The organism is Vibrio mytili (assembly GCF_000830505.1).
Classification (GTDB): domain Bacteria; phylum Pseudomonadota; class Gammaproteobacteria; order Enterobacterales; family Vibrionaceae; genus Vibrio; species Vibrio mytili.
Genome location: NZ_JXOK01000037.1, coordinates 102,141 through 124,485 on the forward strand (window position 1 = coordinate 102,141; position 22,345 = coordinate 124,485).

Genomic DNA, 22,345 nt, shown 5'->3' on the forward strand with positions numbered 1-22,345 from the left:
AGCAATGATATGAAGCCTTCTATTTATTACCTTCATTTAGCTGCAGTGCTAACGGCAGCGTTTTCGTTTTCAGCGTCCGCCTATGATCTGCGCTCTGGTGGCAAAACTAGCGTCAAAAAAGAGGGGGCTAATGCCTACTCTCTTCCTGCTGCTAATTTACCTATGAGTAAGCGATTAGACTTCAGTGTCGGGAACAGTTTCTTTAGAAATCCTTGGGTGCAAGCCCCAGCGTCGACGGACGCAAGAGATGGTCTCGGGCCATTATTTAATACCAATGGGTGCCAAAACTGTCATATTAAAGATGGTCGAGGGCATCCACCGGAAGCGGGAGACATTCATGCTGTCTCGATGCTAGTGCGCTTGAGTATCCCTGCTGTCACGCCAGAGCAAAAGAAAGCTTATATCTTGAATGGTGGAATACCAGAGCCGACTTATGGTGGTCAACTACAAGACTTCGCACTACAAGATCAAACACCAGAAGGCAAAATTTCCATCTCGTATACGCCAGTGCCAGTGCAATTTCACGATGGCACGGAAGTGGTCTTACGCAAACCTACATTGAAGATCATAGATCTGGGTTATGGCGACATGCACCCTGATACAGAAATGTCAGCTCGCGTGGCACCGCCTATGATCGGGTTAGGTCTTCTCGAAAGTATTCCTGAAGACACGTTACTTTCATGGGCTGATGAAGACGATCTCGATAAAGATGGTATTTCTGGGAAAGTGAACAAAGTCTGGAATATAGAAAAAGGGGACTTTTCCATTGGTCGATTTGGCTGGAAAGCTGGTCAGCCAACTTTAATGCAGCAGAACGCTGCGGCTTTCAATGGTGATGTAGGTCTGACAAGTCATTTATTCCCAAGTGAGAATTGCACTTCTAAACAACCGTTATGTAATGCGTTGCCTAACGGAGGTCAGCATGAGGTCAGTCAGAACATTCTAGATTTTGTCGAATTCTATAGTCAGCATTTAGCGGTGCCAATTCGACGAAATATGGACGACCCACAGGTTCAATTGGGGCAAAAGATTTTCGCTGAGTCGGGCTGCGAAAGTTGCCACAAAACCAATGTGAAAACGGCTAAAAGGTCAGGATTACCAGCGCTGTCGGAGCAAGATATCCACCCTTATACCGATTTACTCCTGCACGACATGGGGGATGGCCTAGCAGACAATCGACCAGAATATCGAGCAAGCGGCCGTGAGTGGCGAACTCCACCTCTTTGGGGCATCGGGTATACCGAAGAAGTTAATGGTCACACGTTCTATTTACATGATGGGCGAGCACGCAATGTATTGGAAGCGGTGCTTTGGCATGGTGGTGAAGCGGAAGCAGCTAAGCAGAAAGTCTTGGCTTTGAGTAAAAATGAGCGTGAAGCTCTAGTTGCATTTTTAAACTCTTTATAAGGATTGGATTGTGAAAAAGAGTGACCTAATTTACTCAATAGTGATTGCAGTCGGGCTGACTGGTTGCCAGTCCACATTGAGTTCAGAAATGAATCAAGCTGAAAAAACAAATCATATCTCGCAAAACGTGTATGAAGTTGAGTATCAGCACGCCAGTGTTTTTTTGCAGCAGACTGTTGAGCTAAGAAAAGCTTTTAGTGCTTACTGTGGCAGCGGCAGTAAAGACCAATCTGAAGTCAAGCTGCAATGGCATGAAACCATGCGTGCCTGGATGGGGCTTCAGGGACAAGAACGAGGGCCATCAAAAGCCTTAGAGCAGAGTTGGAACGTTCAGTTTTGGCCTGATAAAAAGAACACTACTGGACGAAAAATGTCAGTGCTAAGTAACAGTGATCAGATCTGGGATGCTAAACAAATCTCGACGCAGAGTGTTACTGTCCAGGGATTAGGGGCACTTGAATGGTTACTTTATGATACGTCGTCGACGCTTGACAGTAACATTAACACCTGCAATACAAGCGTTGCTATTGCACAAAACTTACAGAACACCGCTCAAGCCATCGCGGAAGCTTGGCAACGAAATCCGTGGAAGTCGATGACAAAGATAGAGTGGGAGTCAGAGTATATCTCATTGTTATCAAATCAGCTTGATTACAGCATGAAAAAGCTGAGTCGACCGCTGGCGAAAATTGGTCACCCGAGACCTTACTTCGCTGAATCGTGGCGCTCAGGTACATCCCTAGCGAATTTGAAAGCAAATCTACTCAGTATGCAAACATTATATTTTGCCGAGGGTAAAGGATTAGATGCGTTACTTCGAGAGCAGAGGAAAGAAGCGTTGGCTGATCGGGTCTCTCGTCAGTTTCAAATGGTCGTTGATACCTGGCCTAAGGAAACTAGCTTGTTTAACGAGCTGCAAAGTGTCGATGGCTATCGAACGGTGTTAGCACAGTATAATAAATTAGAACAACTGAAGTACCTCATTCATGAAGAGGTCGCAATAGAGCTTGGCGTAGTAATAGGATTTAATGCAACAGATGGTGACTGATCAAACTCGAAGGAATTTACTCAAAGCAGCCTTGTGTAGCGTATCGGTTCCGATTTTACCTTTTGGGTGTGCTACGACGTCTACCCGTCAACCTTCGCTCATAGGGTGCTCGATCATTGGTCGTGATAAATTTGCAGCGGTGGTTGCTGATGAGAACGGCATTCCCATTTCAAAACTACCGATTCCGGATCGTGGCCATGGTGTCGCAACCAATCAACATGGTCATGCTGTGGTGTTTGGACGTCGCCCAGGAACCTTTTTTATGGCGTTCGACTATCGAACTGAGCAACTCATTCGGTTACAACTCGCGCAAGAAAAACGTCACTTTTATGGTCATGGTGTGTACTCTCATGATGGTAATTATTTGTTTGCCACTGAAGGGGAAAGGCAGAGCAGTCGTGGGATAATTGGTGTTTACGATGTAAAGCAACAATATAAAAAAATAGATGAACTGACGGGATTTGGTATTGGTCCTCACGAAGTCATAATGATGCCCGATGGTGTATTAGCAATTGGCGTAGGCGGTGTTCATACTAACGGACGAGTGCCGCTGAACTTAGAAAATATGCAGCCAAGTTTAAGCTACCTGTCGGCAGAGGGGAAACTGCTTGATCAAGTCTCTCTGTCTGATCATAAGTTGAGCATTCGTCATTTGGCGCATGATGGTTTGGAAACGGTGTTGTGTGGACAGCAATACCGCGGTGAGCCGGATGAATATCCACCACTTATCGCGATGCACACCCGTGGTTCCGATATGATAGCCTTGAGTGCAGAGCCTGAAGAGTGGGCGCGTTTTAATCATTACATTGCCAGTATTGCAGCGACAAAAGATTGGATATTAGCCACGTCACCGCCGGGAAGTTGCTATGGTATTTGGTCAAAAAAAACGGGTAAATTGGTAGAGTTGAATGCCTTACCAGACGCATCTGGCGTTGTCATGTATGGGGACGAATTTCGTATTAGTTCCGGGGCTGGGAAAGTGGTGAAGCAAAAGCCTACAGAGTTCAACAATAGCTTAAACAGCGGAGTGCAATGGGATAATCATTGGACAAAAATTGTATGACTAAGAAAACGACCCTGGATAACTGATGAGTGTGTCAGTTGTACTTAAATGAAATTTTTTATTTTAAGCCAACATGTGAGCAGATCTTTGCCATACTTCTATAGAGGAAAATAGCGAAAGGATTGTTTTTAGTGTTTGCTAGAGTTCTACTATTAACGGCACTTTTAGTGCCGTTTTGCAGCTTTTCTACTGTGGTTTCTCTTGCGGCTGATGGTAAAACACAGCAAGAAGGGGCTGTGGCGCAGCTGTCTATCGAAAAAATGATTCATTATCCAGTGGTGGTCGATCAACTTTATCAAAGTACTCACTACCGTTTGAACTGGCAAAGTGAAAGCGATGTTGAGCAGTTGATTTTTCAACTAAATCTTGTCGCAATGGCAGAGGTATCAGAAGAGTTTGATAACCAACTTCATCGAATAAACCAGGTTAGATGGCAAGGTGATACTCTTGATTTCGATTTGGTGATGACTGATTCCCTTCTTTTGTATTTAAGTTATTTAGAACAACTGCCAACACAAGGCGTCAATTGGTTGTTTGCAAATGCGCATGATGTGACTTTTCCCGCCCCGAGTATTAATACGCTTTCGACCTTAAGTAATGAGATAACAGTGGGTAAGCTAGATCAGTTCTTAGCTGGTTTACGCTCACCTTTGCAAATCGATGCTGCATTTAATACTGCATACACTTCTTTGTTAGAGCATTCCCAATATCAGTATCCACAGTACGAACAGGAAGGTTTGTTGCGTGTTGGAGATGCATTAGTCAATAAATCAGTTCTGTTAGAACGGATGGCAGTTGTTGGTGTGGATATCAGCGACTTGGACCGCAATCTTTTGATTTATGATGAGAATACCGAACTAGCAGTGAAAGCCTTTCAACGTATACATGGACTGAAGCAAGACGGAGTGATCGGGCCGAACACCATTCGATGGATTAATTTTTCGCCTAAACAGCGCCTGTATCTTTTAGCGCTAAATTCTGAGCGATCAAGAATTTGGGCTAAAGAGCGAGACAATGTCGTATTTGTTAACGTGCCTAGGTATGAAGTGACGTACTGGCATGATGGGCAACCACTTTTTGAATCGAAAGTGGTTGTTGGTAAGTCTTCTAGAAAAACCCCTATTATGACTGGCTCTATGGTATCGGTTGTCCTTAATCCAACTTGGAACGTCCCATGGAAAATCATGGTGAAAGATATTATTCCCAAAGTAAAACGTAATCCCATGTATTTGATACACAATAATATACAAATCATTCGATCATGGAATTCGCGTGAGGTTATTGATCCTACAACCATTAATTGGGCTGCTGTGAACCCGAGGTCCTTTCCTTATCGTATGCAACAAGCCGCGGGGAGCAATAATGCGTTGGGACTATACAAGTTCAATATGCCTAATGCACAGGCGATATATCTTCACGATACGCCAAGTAAAAATCTATTTGAGTCCGATAGGAGAGCGTTTAGCTCTGGATGTGTGCGAGTAGAGAATGCTGATCAGTTCGCAGAACTTTTGTTTAAAGCCCAAGGCTTGGAAGAACGATTAGCTAAGAAGCGAGAGAGTGCCCGATTATCAACCACATCAGTACCGTTAGGTGAGCGTATTCCGGTGCACATTATCTATCAAACTGCGTGGTTAGAAGATGGCACACTTTACTATGGCGATGATATTTATCATTACGACCACAACGGCTAATAAGAACCGGATGCAATCTCAACGAGTTTAAAAATTGCCAAAAATTTACATTTGAAAAATTTATTTGTCTGTCAATCACTAACCCGCGACATCTCGATTTGTTTGTACTAGTGATGACACCCATCTTAGTAAACAACCGATCATTCTAGCTGGTTTTAGTGAGCACTAGCTGTGACATTTTTTTGGCTTTAGAATAACGACTTATCGAGAGTGCAGCCTTATTAAAAGTCATGTTCCTGCGCTATTTCTAGCCACATATTTACTGTGATTAATATTACGGTCGTGAAATTGATCAAAACAAGGATTTGGGATAACGTTCGCCGTTTGTATGGTTATTGAGCGATGTTTTTATATGGTAAGTCGTAATTTCTCTCGTCGAGATTTCCTCAAAATAACGGCGGGTGGTGTCGTATTAGCGTCTACTATGCCGACTGTGGCTTGGGCATCTCGACCACAAGAGCCAAGAATATTAGCCATGAATAACCTTAACACTGGCGAGTTACTTGAAAGCTGTTACTTCAATGGTAAAGAGTATGTTGATGGTGAATTACAAAAGCTGAATCAGTTTTGTCGCGATCATCGTAGAAATGAAGTCCATAAAATGGATAAAGGTTTGTTTGACCAGTTAAGTCAAATCCAAAAGCTCATTGGTCGTGAGTCTGAAGTGATTGTTATCTCCGGTTATCGTTCACCTGCAACGAACGCATCGCTGCGCAAGGGTTCTTCTCGTGTGGCAAAGAAAAGCCTGCATATGCAAGGGAAAGCCATTGATTTTCGTTTAGACGGGGTCAAGCTTTCAACAGTACGTGATGCGGCGCTGAGTCTTAAAGCGGGAGGGGTTGGTTATTACCCAGGTAGCAACTTCGTTCATATTGATACGGGGCCGGTGCGCTCGTGGTAAGCATGAACTCTTGAAGTCCCTAGGGGTTAGTGTCATAGTTGCTTAAGTTTTAATTTTTTTGGTTGTAAATGTTTTATGGCTCTGAAATATCAAGTTGTCCCAGTGACACCGTTTTCTCAAAACTGTTCTATTGTCTGGTGTGATGAAACAATGAAAGGCGTTGTTATTGACCCAGGTGGTGATGAAAAGCAGCTTGCAGTGTTAATCAAAGAGCTAGGGGTGGACGTGGTTAATTTGGTGCTGACCCACGGACACTTAGACCATGTTGGCGGGACAGAGCCTCTTGCAGCAATGCTTGGTGGAATCGAGATTATAGGGCCACATAAAGCGGATAATTTTTGGTTGCAAGGGTTAGAAGGACAAAGCCAAATGTTTGGTTTTCCTTTGACAGAGGCGTTTGAACCTAATCAGTGGTTAAATGAAGGTGACACTGTCACGTTTGGCAATCAAGTGCTAAATGTGATTCATACTCCGGGCCATACTCCAGGTCACGTCATACTGTACAGTGAAGAATCAAGATTGGCATTTGTGGGAGACGTGTTGTTTAACGGCAGTATTGGTCGAACCGACTTTCCTCAAGGTGACTTTAATACCTTGATCAGTTCGATCAAAGAGAAACTATGGCCGCTAGGTAACGATGTCACCTTTGTGCCGGGCCACGGTCCTCAATCAACGTTTGGACATGAAAGGAAAACTAACCCATTTGTCGCAGATGAGATGCCGCTGTATTAATTTGATATTCATATTAACGCAGTGCTTTTATATTGATTCTGTGACTTTATATGAATGAAGTGCTTTAGCACTAGTTTTATCATTCGTCTGGCTCGGCGGCTGCAAGATAGCGCCGAGTCAAACCAACAAAATCATCCGCTTCTCTGTCTAAGTCATTGGCAGAAATAAACACGTCATAGCCATAGAATGCTCTTTGATATTGCATTCGGTTGGCCAGCATCGCGAGTAAGCCGCCATAACGTTTTCCCTCGCTGTTAATGTATGGTTTCTGATCAAGCACGATATCCTCAAAGCTGTCTTCTCGGTTACTCTGTTTTGCTCCCAAATACAATAGGGCTCGTTGACTTAGTAGTATTTCGGTCGCGATACGAGGGCATATTCCATCGAGGTATGGAGAGTAATGTTTGAGGCGTATGCCAATCCAAGGTAAGGGCTGATGCCAGCCTTCTTGTTGATAAGTACATATACCAATCGATTCAATGTTACGCCATCGAACAACCCATCCCCCTTTGAAAAGGTGTTGTTGAAAATGTGTGGCGGTGAGAGTAAACGTAACCTGACTCTTTTTGATTACAAATGCGGCAATACCTACGATGGTTGCCATTAATATGACGGACATCATCGCTTGTTTCCATCCGGGGGAGATAACCACGAGAAATAGGGTAATGGCAGCGGCAAGGAATAACGTGAACCTAGTAAGACGGGAGCCTGGTCTAAAGTGAGAATTGGTCAAATGTTGCGTTTGCATACTTCTTCCCCTAATGATCGTGAGCGAAAATCTTGATTCTCTCTAAGCGTTGATCCCTCTGTTTTTATACCCAGTATTCAATAAATCCGTTCACAAAACACTTGATTAAATAGTAGACGTTCTGCGCTAGGAGCGCATTTTTCATCGCGTTTCGCCGCAAAAACCTACAAATTGCCTGTGAATTTTGGTATAAAACGCGCTTCAAATTTTCATCCCTGCTGAGATGCAGTGAACTGGAGAAATATTCAATGAGACTTGCTCATAAGCGTAAAGTGCAAATGAAATTGCAAAAACGCATTAAAGCGACAGTGGCAAACATTGCTGAAGTACACAAATCAGCGAAGCCTGTTGTTGAAAAAGCGGCAGCAGCTTCTGTTGTAGAGAAAACTGTTGCGGAGAAAGTGGTAGCTGAGAAGAAAGTTGCTGCAGCAAAAACTGTTGACGTAGCGTTGACCCCGAAGCAGCAACAAGTGCTAGACATCGTTTTAGCTAATGCAGAAGGTATTAATCCTAAAGGTATTGGTTTAGCTGCGGGTCAAGAAGATGCCAAAGCTGCGTCTTGGGCGACGGGTGCACTGAAGAAGCTTCTTGAAGAAAACCTAGTTCAAAAAGAGCAATTAGCAGGTAATAAAGTTATTTATAAAGCCGTTTAATCACTGCTTAGATGCTTTTTTGTAAAAAATACCTCGAATTATTTCGGGGTATTTTTTTGCTTATTGCTTTTCATCACTTAATAAAGTGTAACGGAATCGGCACGGTCTTTGTCACATTTCGTTAAATATTGTGTAAATTTATCATAAGAATAATACGTACGTAGTTTCCCGATCAAAGTCATATTCGCTATTTTTAATTCATTAATATTATTCGTTTAATTTATTCTTGGGTGAAAATCTTACGTATTAATACTTAATACTATTGTCTAAAACGTGTATCGCGGTCAAGTGATGTTGCGTGTTCCTCCCCATATCTAATTCAACAATCTTGTTACATCTTTAGTTCCAAGTTACTTCGAGTTTTCACAATGGCCTGATCCGATATTGTTCTTTTCACACTAGGGTGGCGGTGGTGTTTTGTGAGCTCTGGTTGTAATTCGAATCCCCTTAGCATGGATAACCGCTAACAATCTTGGAAATTTATAACCTTGTAAACTTAAAACCTTGTAAACAAAGGACGTGAACGATGAGTTTAATCCAGAAATCTTTGAAACGAGTGCTTAAATCAACAGCAATCATTGTAGCAATGGCTTTTGTTGCTACCTCTGCTAACGCTGCAGAAAAAGTCTACCGTTTGAAGCTCGCAGAAACATGGGGGCCAAACTTCCCCATTTTTGGTGATGCAACAAAGAACATGGCGAAAATGGCAGAGGAAATGTCAAACGGTCGTCTACAAATCCGCATTGATTCAGCCAACAAACATAAAGCGCCGTTTGGTGTTTTTGATATGGTCAAATCGGGTCAATATGACCTCGGACACTCAGCATCCTATTACTGGAAAGGAAAGGTACCAAATACGCTTTACTTTACCTCAATGCCTTTCGGCATGCTGCCGACTGAGCAGTACGCTTGGTTTTACTACGGCGGTGGTATGGAGTTGATGGAAAAGGTTTATTCGCCACACAATATGTTGTCTTTCCCGGGCGGTAATACAGATACACAGATGGGAGGCTGGTTCCAGAAGGAAATTAAGTCGTTGGATGATCTTCAAGGCTTAAAAATGCGTATTCCAGGGTTTGCTGGAGAAATCCTCGCTGAATTAGGGGCGAAGCCAACCAATATTGCACCGGGTGAGCTTTATACTTCACTAGAACGACGTACGATCGACGCGCTGGAGTGGGTAGGGCCTTCACTGGACCTACGTATGGGTTTTCATAAAATTGCACCGTACTACTACACTGGTTGGCATGAGCCGGCAACCGAGCTTCAGTTCTTAGTTAATAAACGTACTTGGAGCCGCTTGCCCGATGATCTTAAAGCAATTCTACAGGTTGCCATGAAAACCGCTGCTTACGATATGTATACACAATCTAAGCACGAGAGTGGTAAGAACTGGGCATCGATTAAGTCTGAGTATCCAGATGTGGAAGTGAAAGATTTTCCTGTAGAAGTCATGGCTGCGATGCGTTCGGCCAACGATAAGTTACTCAAAGAGCATGCAGAGCAAGATGCTTTGGCAAAAGAAATCCAAGAGTCTCAAGCTAACTACATGAAACAAGTTCGCCCTTGGACGGACATCTCACATCGAGCCTATCTGAACAGCCAAGCTCAGTAATACCCTCGTTCACGAACCAAGCTTGCATAGCTTGGTTCGTGCAACAAGTTCAAGAATAAATTTGATAATCCAAGCTCTGCAATATGGTGGAGTTTAATCAGACGTTCCATGGAGTCAGGAATGAGAAGTCTTGTTTATATCGAACGAATATTTAATCGTTTCAGTGATTTCCTAGGATGGTTGTCTAGCATCCTATTTATATTGTTGCTGATGAACGTAGTTTATGACGTCGTTATGCGTTACGTATTCAATGATGTCTCGATAGCGTTTCAAGAAATGGAATGGCACTTGTTTTCCGCCGTCTTTTTACTTGGTGTGCCTTACGCCATTAAGTCTGGCGGCCATGTTCGCGTCGATATTTTTTATGAACGTCTTTCTTACAAAGCCCAGTCCATCATCGACATAATAGGCACTCTCTTTTTTCTTTTTCCTTTTTGCCTTTTGGTCGCTTGGTTTGGCATCGATTTCGCCAAAGAAAGTTACGCGCTAGGAGAAACATCCGGAGACCCTGGTGGATTACCCTATCGATGGATCATTAAAGCGATGATCCCGTTGTCGTTCTTTTTTATGGCGGTGAGTGGTATTGGCTTGCTGCTGCATTCTATTAATAAGATTGTTAACCCTCATCTTATCTATGCCGGTAATAACGGTAAGTCATAAAAGGAAGTCATGATGATCGGTATAGTAATGTTTTTTGTTGCGCTATTTGCGTTGCTGCTTGGCTTCCCTGTTGCGTTTACGTTTGGTGGTATTGCCTGATTTTTGGTGTTTGGGCAGAAGGTATTGAAATGTTTGCATTTATGCCTTATCGAATTCAGTCCATTATGGAAAATACGGTTTTAATGGCCGTACCGTTATTTGTTTTCATGGGACTGGTGTTACAAAAAACCAAACTTGCAGAGCAGTTGCTTGAATCGATGGGGCGGTTGTTTGGCGGTGTCCGTGGTGGAATCGCTATCTCTACCGTGTTAGTGGGGGCACTGCTTGCGGCCTCAACGGGTGTTGTTGGGGCCTCGGTTGTTGCAATGGGATTGATCTCTCTCCCTGTTATGCTCAAGTACAATTACGATAAAGGCTTAGCATGTGGCACTATTTGTGCGTCAGGGACGTTGGGTCAAATCATACCGCCGTCGATCGTTTTGATTCTATTGGGCGATGTGCTGGGTGTGCCAGTTGGCGATTTGTTTCAAGCAGCCATCTGGCCTGGTTTGGTGCTGGTGGGTGCTTATGTGGTGTATATCTTAATTTATGCCAAGCTAAACCCTGAAGCCGCGCAGTCTATAGAGCGTGACGAAACGATCAGCCGCAAAGAAGAAGTGCTCAGTGCCCTAAAGGCCGTTGTGCCTCCTCTTGCTTTGATCATTGTCGTTTTGGGGTCTATTTTTGCTGGGGTTGCGACTCCGACCGAATCTGCTGCTTTGGGTGGGGCAGGTGCTATAGTATTGGCGCTTTTATATAAGCAGTTTAGTTGGTCGATGGTGTACGAGGCCTCAAAAGAAACAGTCAAAGTCACAGCGATGGTTTTTGCTATTTTGCTTGGTGCAACAGCGTTTTCTATGGCGTTTACTTACACGGGGGGAGATTACTTAGTCGAAGAGTGGATGCTGCAGTTGCCCGGTGAAAAGTGGGGCTTCCTCATTATCACTATGTTGGTCATTCTGATTTTGGGTTTCTTTATCGACTTCGTCGAGATCTGTTTCATCATTGTGCCCATCATCGCGCCAGTTGCAGAATTGCTTGGCATTAATATGACCTGGTTTGCGATTCTGGTTGCGATGAACTTGCAGACATCGTTTTTAACACCACCGTTTGGTTTTAGTTTGTTTTACTTGAAAGGTGTCGCTCCCTCTGGTGTAACAACACGGGATATCTATAAAGCGTGATGCCATTTATCGCAATCCAAATCGTGGTATTAGCTTCACTGTTATTCTTCCCTGGTTTCTATGGGATGGCGTAATTCAACACGTGATATCGTTTGGTTTTGTTGAAAGTACTGTGAGGTTAAAGAAGAATTTGTGAACTGAGAGTTTTTACCTTTAGAGACAAGTTGCTAATCTGCATTAGCCCTGATGAGCAGTGTTTCATGGAGTGAAAAAATGCCTCTCAAAGCGAAATTAATTCTACTGACACTGATACCTTTGGTATTGGTGTCAGTCAGTATCAGCTGGATTTCTATCTATCAAGCCAAAACACTTGGTCAAAAAGAAGTAGACATTTTTCAGCAAAATCTTATTCATTCAAAAGAAGCGGCGTTGAAAGACACCGTGGATGTCGCTTTCGATTCGATCTCCTACATCTATAATGATCCTACTCTCGAAGAGTCTGTTGCGAAGGCTCGAGTCAAAGATATTTTAAATCGTTTATCTTACGGAACAGACGGGTATTTTTTTGCCTATGATAAGCAGGGCACAAACCTCGTCCATCCTGTTCAACCTGAACTCGTCGGTCAAAACCTTATCGGTCTACAAGATGAAAATGGGGATTGGTTGATTGAAGCCTTGTTATATCAAGCTCAAACTGGGGGAGGGTTTCATCAATATCTATGGAAAAAACCGTCGACAGGTGAGGTGGTTCCTAAACTCAGCTATGCGGCTTGGTTGGAGAAATGGGAATGGATGGTTGGTACTGGGCTGTATATAGAGGATGTAAGCCAAGAAGTGGCAAACATGCGCGCTGCGGTGAATCAAAACATTGAAACCACTTTCTTTTCCGTGGTGGTGATTTTAGTGGTCACTGTGGCGGTGATTATCGTTTTTACGTTAGCAATTAATCTTCATGAACACCGCCTCGCAGACCGAAACCTTAAAGAACTGGCTTATAAAACGGTCATGTTTCAAGAAGATGAGAAAAAACATCTCGCGCGGGAGTTGCATGACGGTATCAATCAACTACTGGTATCAAGCAAATGCCATCTAGAGTTGATGAATCACCGTTTAGAAGATCAGAACCTTCGATCCCACTTGGATAAATCACAACGGTCATTAATGACTGCGATTAATGAGGTTAGGCACATTTCTCATCAATTACGTCCAAGTGCATTGGATGATATAGGTCTAGAGGCGGCGCTAGCAACGTTACTCCAAGATTTTCACTCTCATTCGGGGATTGATATTGATAGTCACCTTGATGCGCAAGGCGAAAAACTTACTTCAGAAGTGTCCACCACGTTATATCGAGTTGCACAGGAATCTTTAAATAATATTGAAAAGCATGCAAGCGCTCATAAAGTAACGATTATTTTGCAAAAAATGGGCAATATGCTGCAATTATTGATACGAGATGATGGTGTGGGCTTTGCTGCAAATCAATCAACCCATCGTCAAGGTATCGGGTTACGTAATATGCAGGAACGGGTTGAATTTATCGGTGGGGAATTTGAGATAATGAGCGAAGCTGGCTTGGGCACCGAAATTACTGTGCTATTGAATTTGGAAGAGTTAACGTATGGAACAGCCAATTAATATTGTCATTGTCGATGATCATCAGGTGGTGTTAGATGGTTTTACGGCACGTCTAGAATTGGAGCCCGGTATTGAGGTGGTTGGTACCGCCAGTAATGGACTAGAAGCGATTGAAGTAGTAAAGCTGCTGCGGCCGGACGTGATTTTGATGGACATTAGCATGCCCATAATGAACGGTATAGAAGCCACTGGGGTGATCAAAGAAGCAATGCCAGACAGCAAAATCCTCATGTTGACCATGCATGATAACCGAGAATATATCATGAAAGTGATGCAGGCGGGGGCGATGGGGTACATGCTAAAAGAAATTTCTGCTGAAAAAATGGTCCAAGCGATCAAAACCGTCAATCAAGGCTCGACCTACTTTTGTGAATCCGTCACACAGACGTTATTTACGCAGGAAGTCATTCCGGCTAGCCAAAAACCTAACCCTTTAAGCCGCAGAGAAGAGGCAGTGTTAAAGTTGGTTGCTCAGGGACACAGTAGTAAAAAAATCGCCACGTTATTGAACATCAGTTACCGAACAGTAGAAACGCATCGCCATAACATCAAACATAAACTCGATTTGCACTCTACCGCTGAGTTGGCGAAATACGCATTTGAAACAGGACTAACTTAGCAGCGTGGCGGAGTTCATCGTGGGATGAGTGCTCGCTAAAAACGAGCACGTGTAAGTGGCTAACGCATATTACTGTGCTTTGTACTCGGTCTGGGTAATGCTTCCTAGTTCTAGCATTGGAGCAACGTCTATATCTTCAGCGTTCATCATTGCTGAAATACGCTGTACTGAAGACAACAGCAAAGTTTGTTCCCATTCTTCCAGTTTTTGGTAGCGATTAATGAAGTGTTCCTGTAACGGAGTTGGCGCTTGTCTTAACGCCTCCTGTCCCTTAGCAGTCAGTACCGCATGGACTTTGCGTTTGTCTTGTACACTACGTTGACGCTCAACGAACTGGCCTCGTTCTAGCCTGTCCAGTATGGTCGTCGCTGTTGCTTGGCTCATATTAGTATGGCTAGATAATTGCTTTATCGTCACGTTATCTAACTCATTGATGGCTTGCATCAAAATCAATTGTGGGCCGGTCAAGCCAGACTCTTTGCTTAGTTTTTTTGAGTGTAAATCAATAGCGCGGATGATCTGACGAATCGAGACCAATACTTCTTCGTACTTTTCCAATTTTTTCATCCAGTCTGTGTGAATATTTAACGAGCCGACACTAACTTAAAAGTACGTCTATTTAAAGAGATCCAATAAAAAATTATCTCAATAATATTCATTTTTTCTTCTACTGATAAGTCAGCACGATACCAAACCTACCGATTAACAAATCAACCCGATTTATTTGGGTTCTCTTCAATCGCAAAAAGCTCTAAAACCGATAGTGAAAACGATAAATTTATTATAGCAGTAATTATTTGTGGTCTAACTAATTGAAAAGCTAGGTGCTACCTCTCTTTGCCAAAAATCTTTGATAATCATGTGGTAAATTTGGCTTTTTTGTCGGTTTTTATAGACAAAATCAATATGGGTGTTAGGATCTTGCGCCGTCATGGAATGTAAATCGCATCGTGTTCGAATGATTTTTTATAGTTGGATGCGAAATGAGTACAGAGAAATAGAGAGGAACGATGACAAAGGGTATAGATAAGTACAGTATCGATAGTACCGACTATACAGTGGGGCAAGATAATGTGCAGAAATGGGGATTTGATGTTCATAACCCTGTGTTTGGTATTAGTGCAGGTTTAATCGCACTATTTTTGGTCGCAGCATTAGTTTTAGACGCTCACACTGCTAAAACAGTACTTGATGGGCTAAAGTGGAAAATCATCGGCTCATTCGATTGGTTGTTCATTATTTCAGGTAATATTTTCGTTATTTTCTGCTTTGCGTTGATCTTGTCGCCTCTGGGTAAGATCCGGCTCGGTGGCAAAGATGCGGTAGCCGACTATTCTTTTATGTCTTGGCTGGCAATGCTATTTGCAGCCGGTATGGGTATCGGTTTGATGTTCTGGAGTGTTGCAGAGCCGGTCGCTTACTTTACAGGCTGGTATGAAACGCCGCTTGGTGTCGAAGCAAACACGCCTGAAGCAGCAAGACTGGCATTGGGCGCGACGATGTTCCACTGGGGACTTCATCCATGGGCGATTTACGGCGTTGTTGCACTTTCCTTAGCATTTTTTGCCTACAACAAAGGCCTGCCACTTTCAATGCGTTCTATTTTCTACCCGCTGTTGGGTGATCGTGCTTGGGGCTGGGCTGGCCATATTGTTGATATTCTTGCTGTGCTTGCCACATTGTTTGGATTGGCGACGTCACTGGGTTTAGGCGCACAACAAGCAGCGAGTGGTATTCATCATGTATTCGGTGTTGATGCAGGTATTGGTTTACAGATCGTTGTTATTACGGTCGTTACGTTACTTGCAGTTGTTTCGGTTGTCCGTGGTATTGATGGTGGTGTGAAAGTTATCAGTAACATCAACATGCTGGTAGCTTTCTTGTTACTTGTTCTCGTCGGTTTGATTGGCTGGGCAGCGAGCTTAGGATCGATTCCAACGACACTCATGGCTTATGTTGAAAACATCATCCCTCTGAGCAATCCGTTTGGTCGTACTGATGAAGCGTGGTTTCAAGGTTGGACTGTGTTCTATTGGGCTTGGTGGATTTCATGGTCACCATTTGTAGGCATGTTTATCGCCCGTGTTTCTCGTGGCCGTACCGTACGTGAATTCATTACCGCTGTTCTGCTTGTTCCAACGTTTGTAACAGTGATTTGGATGTCAGTATTTGGTGGATTGGCAATAGAGCAGGTCGTCGATAAAGTAGGAATACTGGGTGAGAATGGCTTAACTGATGTTTCGTTGGCTATGTTCCAAATGTTTGATGCGCTCCCATTCGGTAACATACTGTCAATCATAGCGATTGTACTGGTATTGGTGTTCTTTATCACGTCATCAGACTCTGGCTCTTTGGTTATCGATAGTATTACTGCTGGTGGTAAGGTTGATGCACCTGTGCCGCAACGCATTTTCTGGGCGTTCATGGAAGGGGCTATCGCAGTTGCTCTGCTGTGGATTGGTGGTTCAGAAGCGGTTCAGGCACTCCAGCTGGAGCGATTTCAACCGCATTGCCGTTTACTATTATCCTGCTTGCTATGTGTGTCAGCTTAATAATGGGTATGAAAACAGAACGCGACTACTAAAGTGTAAAGTAGCTTATCTAACAGCGAGTTATCAAGCCAGCATAATGCTGGCTTTTTTTTGTGCTATCTTTCTGACGATCGACAAAAAAATGGCACGTAAAAGTATCTATTTTACAAAGAGTTAGTGATAGGTGTTGGTGGTTAAAATTTGGTGGATATCTGTAGGAAAGCGTGTAATATCTCCGCACCTTAATAGTTGTCTAAATTCAAGTTCATCTAATGAAGCTATCACTAAAACAAAAACTTATTGGAGCGAGTTTATCTGCCGTCGTTGTTATGGCAGCAGCTCTTACTTGGTTGTCTGCCAGTCAATTGTCCGAACAAACGCGTTCAGGTGTTTATGCCAGAGCCCAGAGCTTGAGTAGTTCTGCTTCAGAAGGGATCTCCGACTGGGTGAGCATTAGAAAAGAGATTGCCTCTGCATTTAATGATTACTCTACGGAGCAAGATGTTGTTCCTTTCTTACAACAGTCCCGTAAAGCGGCTGGCTTTGACGATATCTTTTTAGGAACACCAAGCGGGGGGATGTTCCGTTCTCACCCTGAGCGCAATCGTGCTGATTACGATCCCAGAACACGCCCATGGTACAAAGATGCCAAAGCGGCAGGAAAGCAAATTATTACAGCGGCCTATCAAGATGCAATTACCAATGCGTTGTTGGTGACGATTGCTGAGCCTGTGATGAAAAGTGGCAAACTGGTTGGTGTCGTTGGTGCAGATGTACTGATTGACCAACTGATCAGTGATGTTATTAATATTGACGCAGGCAAAAATGCCCACGCGATGTTAATTGATATGAAAGATGGCACTTTTCTCGCTCACCCTGATAAAAGCTTAGCTCTTAAGCCCATCAGCAGTTTGCTTAAAGGGTTTTCTGAGAGTGATATTCAGCGTGCTGCCGAGCAGGCGAAACTGGTCAGTATTGTTGTTAATGGTCAAGAGAAGTTTTTTTACTTCAAGCAAGTCGCGGGTACCCAGTGGATATTTGCTATAGAGATGGACCGTGCTACGGAAGAGTCAGGCAAATCTGACCTGATACGTGGGTTACTTATTGCAGCCGTATTGATTACTGCGTTGGTGATTGCGTCAGTATCGTGGCTGGTGAGTTACTTGTTCCGTGACTTAAGCCGAGTATCTGATGCACTGGAAGAAATCGCGTCTGGTGACGGTGATCTAACACAACGTCTAGAGCCTCGCAGTGATGATGAAGTTGGTCGATTGGCAGGTAGCTTTAACCGTTTTGTCGGAAACATGCACACCATGGTGACAAAGTTAAGCCATGTGTCAACCGCTCTTGCTGAGCAAGCTCGGACTGCTGCACAACAATCTGAGGAGCGTAGCCAGCGAATTTCTTATCAGCAAGATGAGATCAATATGGTGGCAACTGCAGTCAACGAAATGGCGGCAGCAACGCAGGAAATTGCTGGTAATGCGGACAGCACGGCAAATAACTCTGAAGAAGCAGTAGCGTCTTGCGCTCATGGTTCTACTCAGGTTGCTCAGACCCAAAGTTCAATACAGAATCTGGCTCAAGAAGTGCAAGTTGCGACAAACGTGATTCAAGAGCTTGAAGCGCATGGTAACAGTATTAATACGATACTATCGACTATTCAAGGGATTGCAGAGCAAACCAATTTACTTGCGTTAAATGCAGCCATTGAAGCGGCACGTGCCGGTGAGCAGGGGCGCGGCTTCGCTGTCGTTGCTGACGAGGTTCGTGTATTGAGTCAGCGTACTCATGCGTCGACGCAAGAAATCCAAGAAACGATTGAAATGCTGCAGGGAACCACAGCGAAAGCCGTTAATATCATGGGAGATAGCCGCCGACTGGCAGAAACGAGTGTTGATGACGCGAATTCTGCAGCAACGAGCTTAACTCAGATTCATAGCGCTGTAGAAAGAATTAGTGATATGGCGATGCAAATTGCCTCGGCGGCAGAAGAGCAAGCTTCAGTGACTTCGGAGATAACACGGAACACAGAAGGGATCCGAGATGTGTCTAACGAGTTGTCACAGGAAGCGGGACAAGCTGCAGAGCAGGCGGCGTATTTGTCGCAGTTATCCCATGAGTTGGAACAAGAATTAAAGCGTTTTAAACTGTAACGTTTAAGTCGCTAAGCGAGTACTAATCGTAGTAAATAACTGGTCATTCTAGCTTGTTAAAATACTCGCTAACGGCGTTATAAATTTCTTGTCATAACGTTCGCGTCATAATAAATAAAGGAGCCGAGTCGGCTCCTTTATTATTTTCGGACTTTATCTTCAGGACCGCTACAACCAAAAGTGGCTAATGGGGTCGCTATCGTCGTAATGGTGGGCGATTTGCGCTTGCAGTAATTCAGCAGTCGCGATGGCATCAGTAAGTGCATGGTGTGGCGTGTAATCAGGTAAACCATAACGACGACGAGATTGCGCCAGCCTGACGGATTCAGGCTTCTTACCTTTTATCTTTTCCCACAAGTTGCGGGCTCGAGTGTGTTGGATGGTTTCTTCGAGTTTGAGTGTATCGACAACAGGGAACTCGATGCCTTCTCCGATTCTACTCTTAAGGGCATTGTTGAGAAATTCACGCTCAATACGGCGATAATGAACCACGACGATTTTGCCACTTAAGCAAGGCAGCAATTCTTCAAGAATATCGCTTAAATCCGGCGCGTCGATCAAGTCACTATGGGTGATGCCATGAATAATGACCGAGTCTTCTTTTAACTGTTTCTTAGGTCTCACTTTCCAATGGCGTGAGTCACGTAAGAATACACGTCTCAGATTGAAGGGGACCAATCCAATCGTAATAATGTCGTGTTTCTCTGGGTTTAAGCCCGTAGTTTCGAAGTCCATTGCCACGAACTCTATCTCAGAAATAGGGGTCTCTGGTGCTGGAAGTTCCGTACTATAAAACGCGACTAAACGATCATCATTTGCCAGCTCGCGTTTTTGAGCAAACTTTGCTGGCCACTGAATGATAGGTTTTTCAAAAAGCCATTTGAACATGTTCAACCTCACTTGAAGCTCTTTGTTGCTTGATAGCGGAACTTAAGGAAGTTCTGACCATTACTTAAGATTTGGAATGCATCTTTTAGATTACGACGCTCGAAATCTGACAGGTTTTCTGGCTCGATATTATTGTCTGGCTCGATGTTGAGTTCGACGTCAGTGGCTTGGTGACGAATTCGCACCATTGAGATAAATTCCAACGCGTCCTTTAGATCTTGTGCCCGACCTTTCGGTAATATCCCTGCGTCAATGATATCATCAAGGCGTTCAAATGAGTTTTGAGCTCTAGAGCCAACAGCGAGCGAGTGCACCCTGATTAAGTCACTAATGGCGCAGTGCCACGACGTTTGAGGTTGATTGAGTTTTTGTGTTGACCGTCTTTCTCCATGACAAAGTCTTTAAAGAAACCAAGTGGCGGCGTACGGTTAAGCGCATTACGAGCAAGGCAAGCGAGGAACCGGTTATTTTTACGCGCGCGACGCACAATAAAACTGGTGAGCTGCTCAGCCCACTTCAAGCGACCGTAGACACCATCTAAGTCAAAAAAGATTGATGCATTGAGTAGCGCTTTAGGGTTTGGGTTATCGATCCAATCAGCGAAGCATTCTTCCCATTGCGAACGCGTCATGCGCCACATGGGATTCGTTGCCATGATGTCACCGGTACAATATTTATAACCGCATGCGTCAAGACCATCACTGACAAATTTGGCGAGTTCTGCAAAGTATTTGCCATGCTTCTCTTCCTCGTAGCTTTCGTCAAGAATAATCGCATTGTCTTGATCGGTAACTAAAAGCTGTTCATCTCGCCCCATCGAGCCGAGTGCAAGGAAACAGTATGGGATAGGCGGTGGACCTAATTCTTCCTCTGCCATCTCAAGTAATCGCTGTTTGAAACTACGGCCGATCACCGACATCGCGCTGCCAACCATATGAGAATTAGCATCTTCATTTACTAAGCGAACAAAACTGCTTTTCACTTCTGCTGCGACAGCTGCCAAATCTTCGATAGTTTGTTGCTGGAAAATACTACTAACAAGCAGGAGTGAGCTTTGAGATTCATAACGAACGATGTCCGTCGTTTCAATAATACCGATTGGCAATTGATTTTTAACGACGGGTAGATGATGAACGTTATAGCGCAACATGGTTAGCATCGCTTCATAAACGTAAGCGTTGTGATCTAAAGACATCACTTCGGTTGTCATCACAGTAGACACTTCGTCTTGTGGAGAAATCCCTTCAGCGAGCACTCGTGCACACAAATCTCTGTCCGTAATTATACCGACAACTGGGGATTGTGGGTCATCGTCGTCTTGAACGAAATCCGGATCAACAATAAGCAGCGCTGAGATATTGTCATTTGCCATCAGTTGCGCTGCTTGTTGTATTGTGTGATCACGTGGAATCGTTGGCACATCACGGGTCAATAAGTTTTTCACCTTTGACGTCGTCAAATCATTCGCATCTTTGTTGACCGATATCGCTTGACGCAAACGAGAGCTGTTTTCCACCTCGACAAAGTCAGCAAAAGAGTCGTACTCCTCATAAATTTCTTGAAATAAATCTACAGGGATACAATAGAGGAGGGTGTCCTCGATGGCTTTAACCGGGAAACGGACTTTGTTGTTGGTAAGAAGCCCCATTTGGCCAAATAGATCGCCTTCGTCTAGTCGGTTATAGAGTTCTCCTTTTCGTCGATATACTTCGACGACACCACTTCTGACCACATAGAGATCTTGAATATCGTCACCAAAATGGATGATGGGAGTATCTTGGCGATAATACGAGATTTCGACGCTTTCTGTTATTTTGGTGAGAACATCTTCAGGAAGTTCATTGAATGGGGGGTACTTGGCGAAAAAGTTATAGATCTCGAGAAGTTCTGCTTCCATCAAGGTACCTTTTGGTTGTGCAAAGAATAAAGTAATCTTAACGTAGTTTTAAAACAGAGTCTTATCTGATATCTATTTTTGCTGTTTATTCATAAGATTCGGATGTGTAACACGGCAAATCGTAGAGAAATTGGTTAGCATACTGTCTGATCTTAGTCTGTTGTCTGAGTCAGCGGTTTACTTAGATGGGTGTCAAAGATCGTTTTCGTGTCTCTCATGGAAGGAAATGGAATGATAAGAAGTTTGTTATTTTTACCGCTCGTCGTTTTTCCTGCAGTTAGCAGTGCGTCAGATGCGAAGCAAGTTGAAAAGTTTGGTTATGAACACATTCACCTTGATATTGGTGGCGGTACCACCGATGAAGAATGGTTGGATAATTCAAACGTGACGTCAATTGGCCTAGGTGGTAATTATTTGTTTTCCGATAATTGGCTCATGAATATCGACTTTTCCGCGCAATTTTTTCACCCTGACAATTATACGCTTCGGGTCGATCGTCTCATGGCGGGCGCTGGTTATCGTTATGGTATCAATGAGCGATTTGATGTGTACGGTATATACAGTTTAGGCGCGATTAAAGCGAAAGCGACGGATGATGAGACGGACAAAAGTTTGTCCTCTGACAGCGAGTTTATTCATGCTTTTGCAGTCGGGGGGAGCTACTTGGTTACTGAACAGTTAAGTGCGACAGCGGAAGTAAAATTGAACTTCAGTGATATTGTCGATGAAAATATTTATAAGTTTGCTTTTAACTACCAGTGGCACGATGTGATTGGAACTGGTCTATATTATCAGTTTCGTGACACCGATTATGCAGGTGAAAAGCCAGGTTATATCAATGAGGTTGGTTTAAGCTTTAAGTTTGTTTATTAGATTAAATAAATGTATTCGGAGCACCGTTTATCGGTGCTTTTTGTTTATTTGAGCGTACA

General features: G+C 43.7%; 16 protein-coding genes and 3 pseudogenes. 15 read left to right on the forward strand and 4 right to left on the reverse strand.

Going from position 1 to position 22,345, the window contains the following annotated elements; genetic code table 11:
- Positions 1–9 precede the first annotated feature (9 nt).
- The 6 genes from SU60_RS10545 to SU60_RS10570 all read left to right on the forward strand — a co-directional run bounded on the left by SU60_RS10545 (position 10) and on the right by SU60_RS10570 (position 6,845).
- Positions 10–1,407, forward strand: coding sequence for a di-heme oxidoreductase family protein (locus tag SU60_RS10545; RefSeq protein ID WP_041155469.1), 1,398 nt, complete (start codon positions 10–12; stop codon positions 1,405–1,407).
- Between the two features lie 10 nt (positions 1,408–1,417).
- A complete protein-coding gene (locus SU60_RS10550) occupies positions 1,418–2,455 on the forward strand; it encodes an imelysin family protein (RefSeq protein WP_041155470.1) in 1,038 nt (345 codons plus the stop codon).
- Positions 2,436–3,518, forward strand: a complete 1,083-nt coding sequence (locus tag SU60_RS10555) for a DUF1513 domain-containing protein (protein ID WP_041155471.1) — start codon at positions 2,436–2,438, stop codon at positions 3,516–3,518. The genes SU60_RS10550 and SU60_RS10555 overlap by 20 nt, the downstream gene beginning before the upstream one ends.
- A 131-nt stretch (positions 3,519–3,649) precedes the next feature.
- On the forward strand, positions 3,650–5,212 hold the full coding sequence (locus SU60_RS10560) for a L,D-transpeptidase family protein (protein WP_041155472.1): 1,563 nt from the start codon (positions 3,650–3,652) through the stop codon (positions 5,210–5,212).
- 352 nt (positions 5,213–5,564) lie between these two features.
- A complete protein-coding gene (gene mepK / locus SU60_RS10565) occupies positions 5,565–6,113 on the forward strand; it encodes a peptidoglycan L,D-endopeptidase MepK (RefSeq protein WP_041155551.1) in 549 nt (182 codons plus the stop codon).
- A 75-nt stretch (positions 6,114–6,188) separates the two neighbouring features.
- Positions 6,189–6,845 carry an MBL fold metallo-hydrolase gene (locus tag SU60_RS10570; protein WP_041155473.1) on the forward strand — a complete coding sequence of 219 codons (657 nt, stop codon included), beginning with the start codon at positions 6,189–6,191 and terminating at the stop codon, positions 6,843–6,845.
- 79 nt (positions 6,846–6,924) lie between these two features.
- Here the strand turns inward: SU60_RS10570 and SU60_RS10575 are convergent, their stop codons facing one another.
- The gene (locus SU60_RS10575) at positions 6,925–7,593 is read right to left on the reverse strand and encodes a DUF2982 domain-containing protein (RefSeq protein WP_041155474.1); all 669 of its coding nucleotides are present in this window, start codon (positions 7,591–7,593) and stop codon (positions 6,925–6,927) included.
- 248 nt (positions 7,594–7,841) lie between these two features.
- On the opposite strand from SU60_RS10575, the gene SU60_RS10580 reads away from it, so the two are divergent.
- The 6 genes and pseudogenes from SU60_RS10580 (at position 7,842) to SU60_RS10605 (ending at position 13,941) form a co-directional block, all read left to right on the forward strand.
- Positions 7,842–8,246 carry a hypothetical protein gene (locus SU60_RS10580; protein ID WP_041155475.1) on the forward strand — a complete coding sequence of 135 codons (405 nt, stop codon included), beginning with the start codon at positions 7,842–7,844 and terminating at the stop codon, positions 8,244–8,246.
- Between the two features lie 526 nt (positions 8,247–8,772).
- Positions 8,773–9,861 (forward strand): TRAP transporter substrate-binding protein, encoded by a 1,089-nt coding sequence (locus tag SU60_RS10585; RefSeq protein WP_041155476.1) that lies wholly within the window; start codon positions 8,773–8,775, stop codon positions 9,859–9,861.
- Between the two features lie 120 nt (positions 9,862–9,981).
- Positions 9,982–10,521, forward strand: a complete 540-nt coding sequence (locus SU60_RS10590; RefSeq protein ID WP_041155477.1) for a TRAP transporter small permease subunit — start codon at positions 9,982–9,984, stop codon at positions 10,519–10,521.
- Between the two features lie 12 nt (positions 10,522–10,533).
- Positions 10,534–11,818 (forward strand): annotated as a pseudogene (locus SU60_RS10595) (TRAP transporter large permease).
- Positions 11,819–11,957: 139 nt separating this feature from the next.
- Complete coding sequence (locus SU60_RS10600; RefSeq protein ID WP_041155478.1) at positions 11,958–13,322, forward strand: cache domain-containing protein; 1,365 nt, start codon at positions 11,958–11,960, stop codon at positions 13,320–13,322.
- Positions 13,306–13,941, forward strand: a complete 636-nt coding sequence (locus tag SU60_RS10605) for a response regulator transcription factor (protein ID WP_041155479.1) — start codon at positions 13,306–13,308, stop codon at positions 13,939–13,941. The genes SU60_RS10600 and SU60_RS10605 overlap by 17 nt, the downstream gene beginning before the upstream one ends.
- Positions 13,942–14,010: 69 nt before the next feature.
- Here the strand turns inward: SU60_RS10605 and SU60_RS10610 are convergent, their stop codons facing one another.
- On the reverse strand, positions 14,011–14,499 hold the full coding sequence (locus SU60_RS10610; protein WP_041155552.1) for a MarR family winged helix-turn-helix transcriptional regulator: 489 nt from the start codon (positions 14,497–14,499) through the stop codon (positions 14,011–14,013).
- Between the two features lie 452 nt (positions 14,500–14,951).
- Between SU60_RS10610 and SU60_RS10615 the strand changes: the two are divergent.
- Positions 14,952–16,525, forward strand: a pseudogene (locus SU60_RS10615) (BCCT family transporter).
- 219 nt (positions 16,526–16,744) lie between these two features.
- Positions 16,745–18,628: a methyl-accepting chemotaxis protein gene (locus SU60_RS10620; RefSeq protein ID WP_041155480.1), complete on the forward strand. Its 1,884-nt coding sequence runs from the start codon at positions 16,745–16,747 to the stop codon at positions 18,626–18,628.
- 168 nt (positions 18,629–18,796) lie between these two features.
- On the opposite strand, the gene SU60_RS10625 is transcribed toward SU60_RS10620, so the two are convergent.
- Together SU60_RS10625 and SU60_RS10630 are read right to left on the reverse strand one after the other, a co-directional pair.
- A complete protein-coding gene (locus SU60_RS10625) occupies positions 18,797–19,516 on the reverse strand; it encodes a 3'-5' exonuclease (protein WP_041155553.1) in 720 nt (239 codons plus the stop codon).
- A gap of 8 nt (positions 19,517–19,524) precedes the next feature.
- A pseudogene (locus tag SU60_RS10630) lies at positions 19,525–21,413 on the reverse strand (DUF294 nucleotidyltransferase-like domain-containing protein).
- Positions 21,414–21,644: 231 nt separating this feature from the next.
- On the opposite strand from SU60_RS10630, the gene SU60_RS10635 reads away from it, so the two are divergent.
- Positions 21,645–22,286, forward strand: coding sequence for an outer membrane beta-barrel protein (locus SU60_RS10635; protein WP_041155481.1), 642 nt, complete (start codon positions 21,645–21,647; stop codon positions 22,284–22,286).
- The last annotated feature ends 59 nt before the right edge of the window (positions 22,287–22,345 follow it).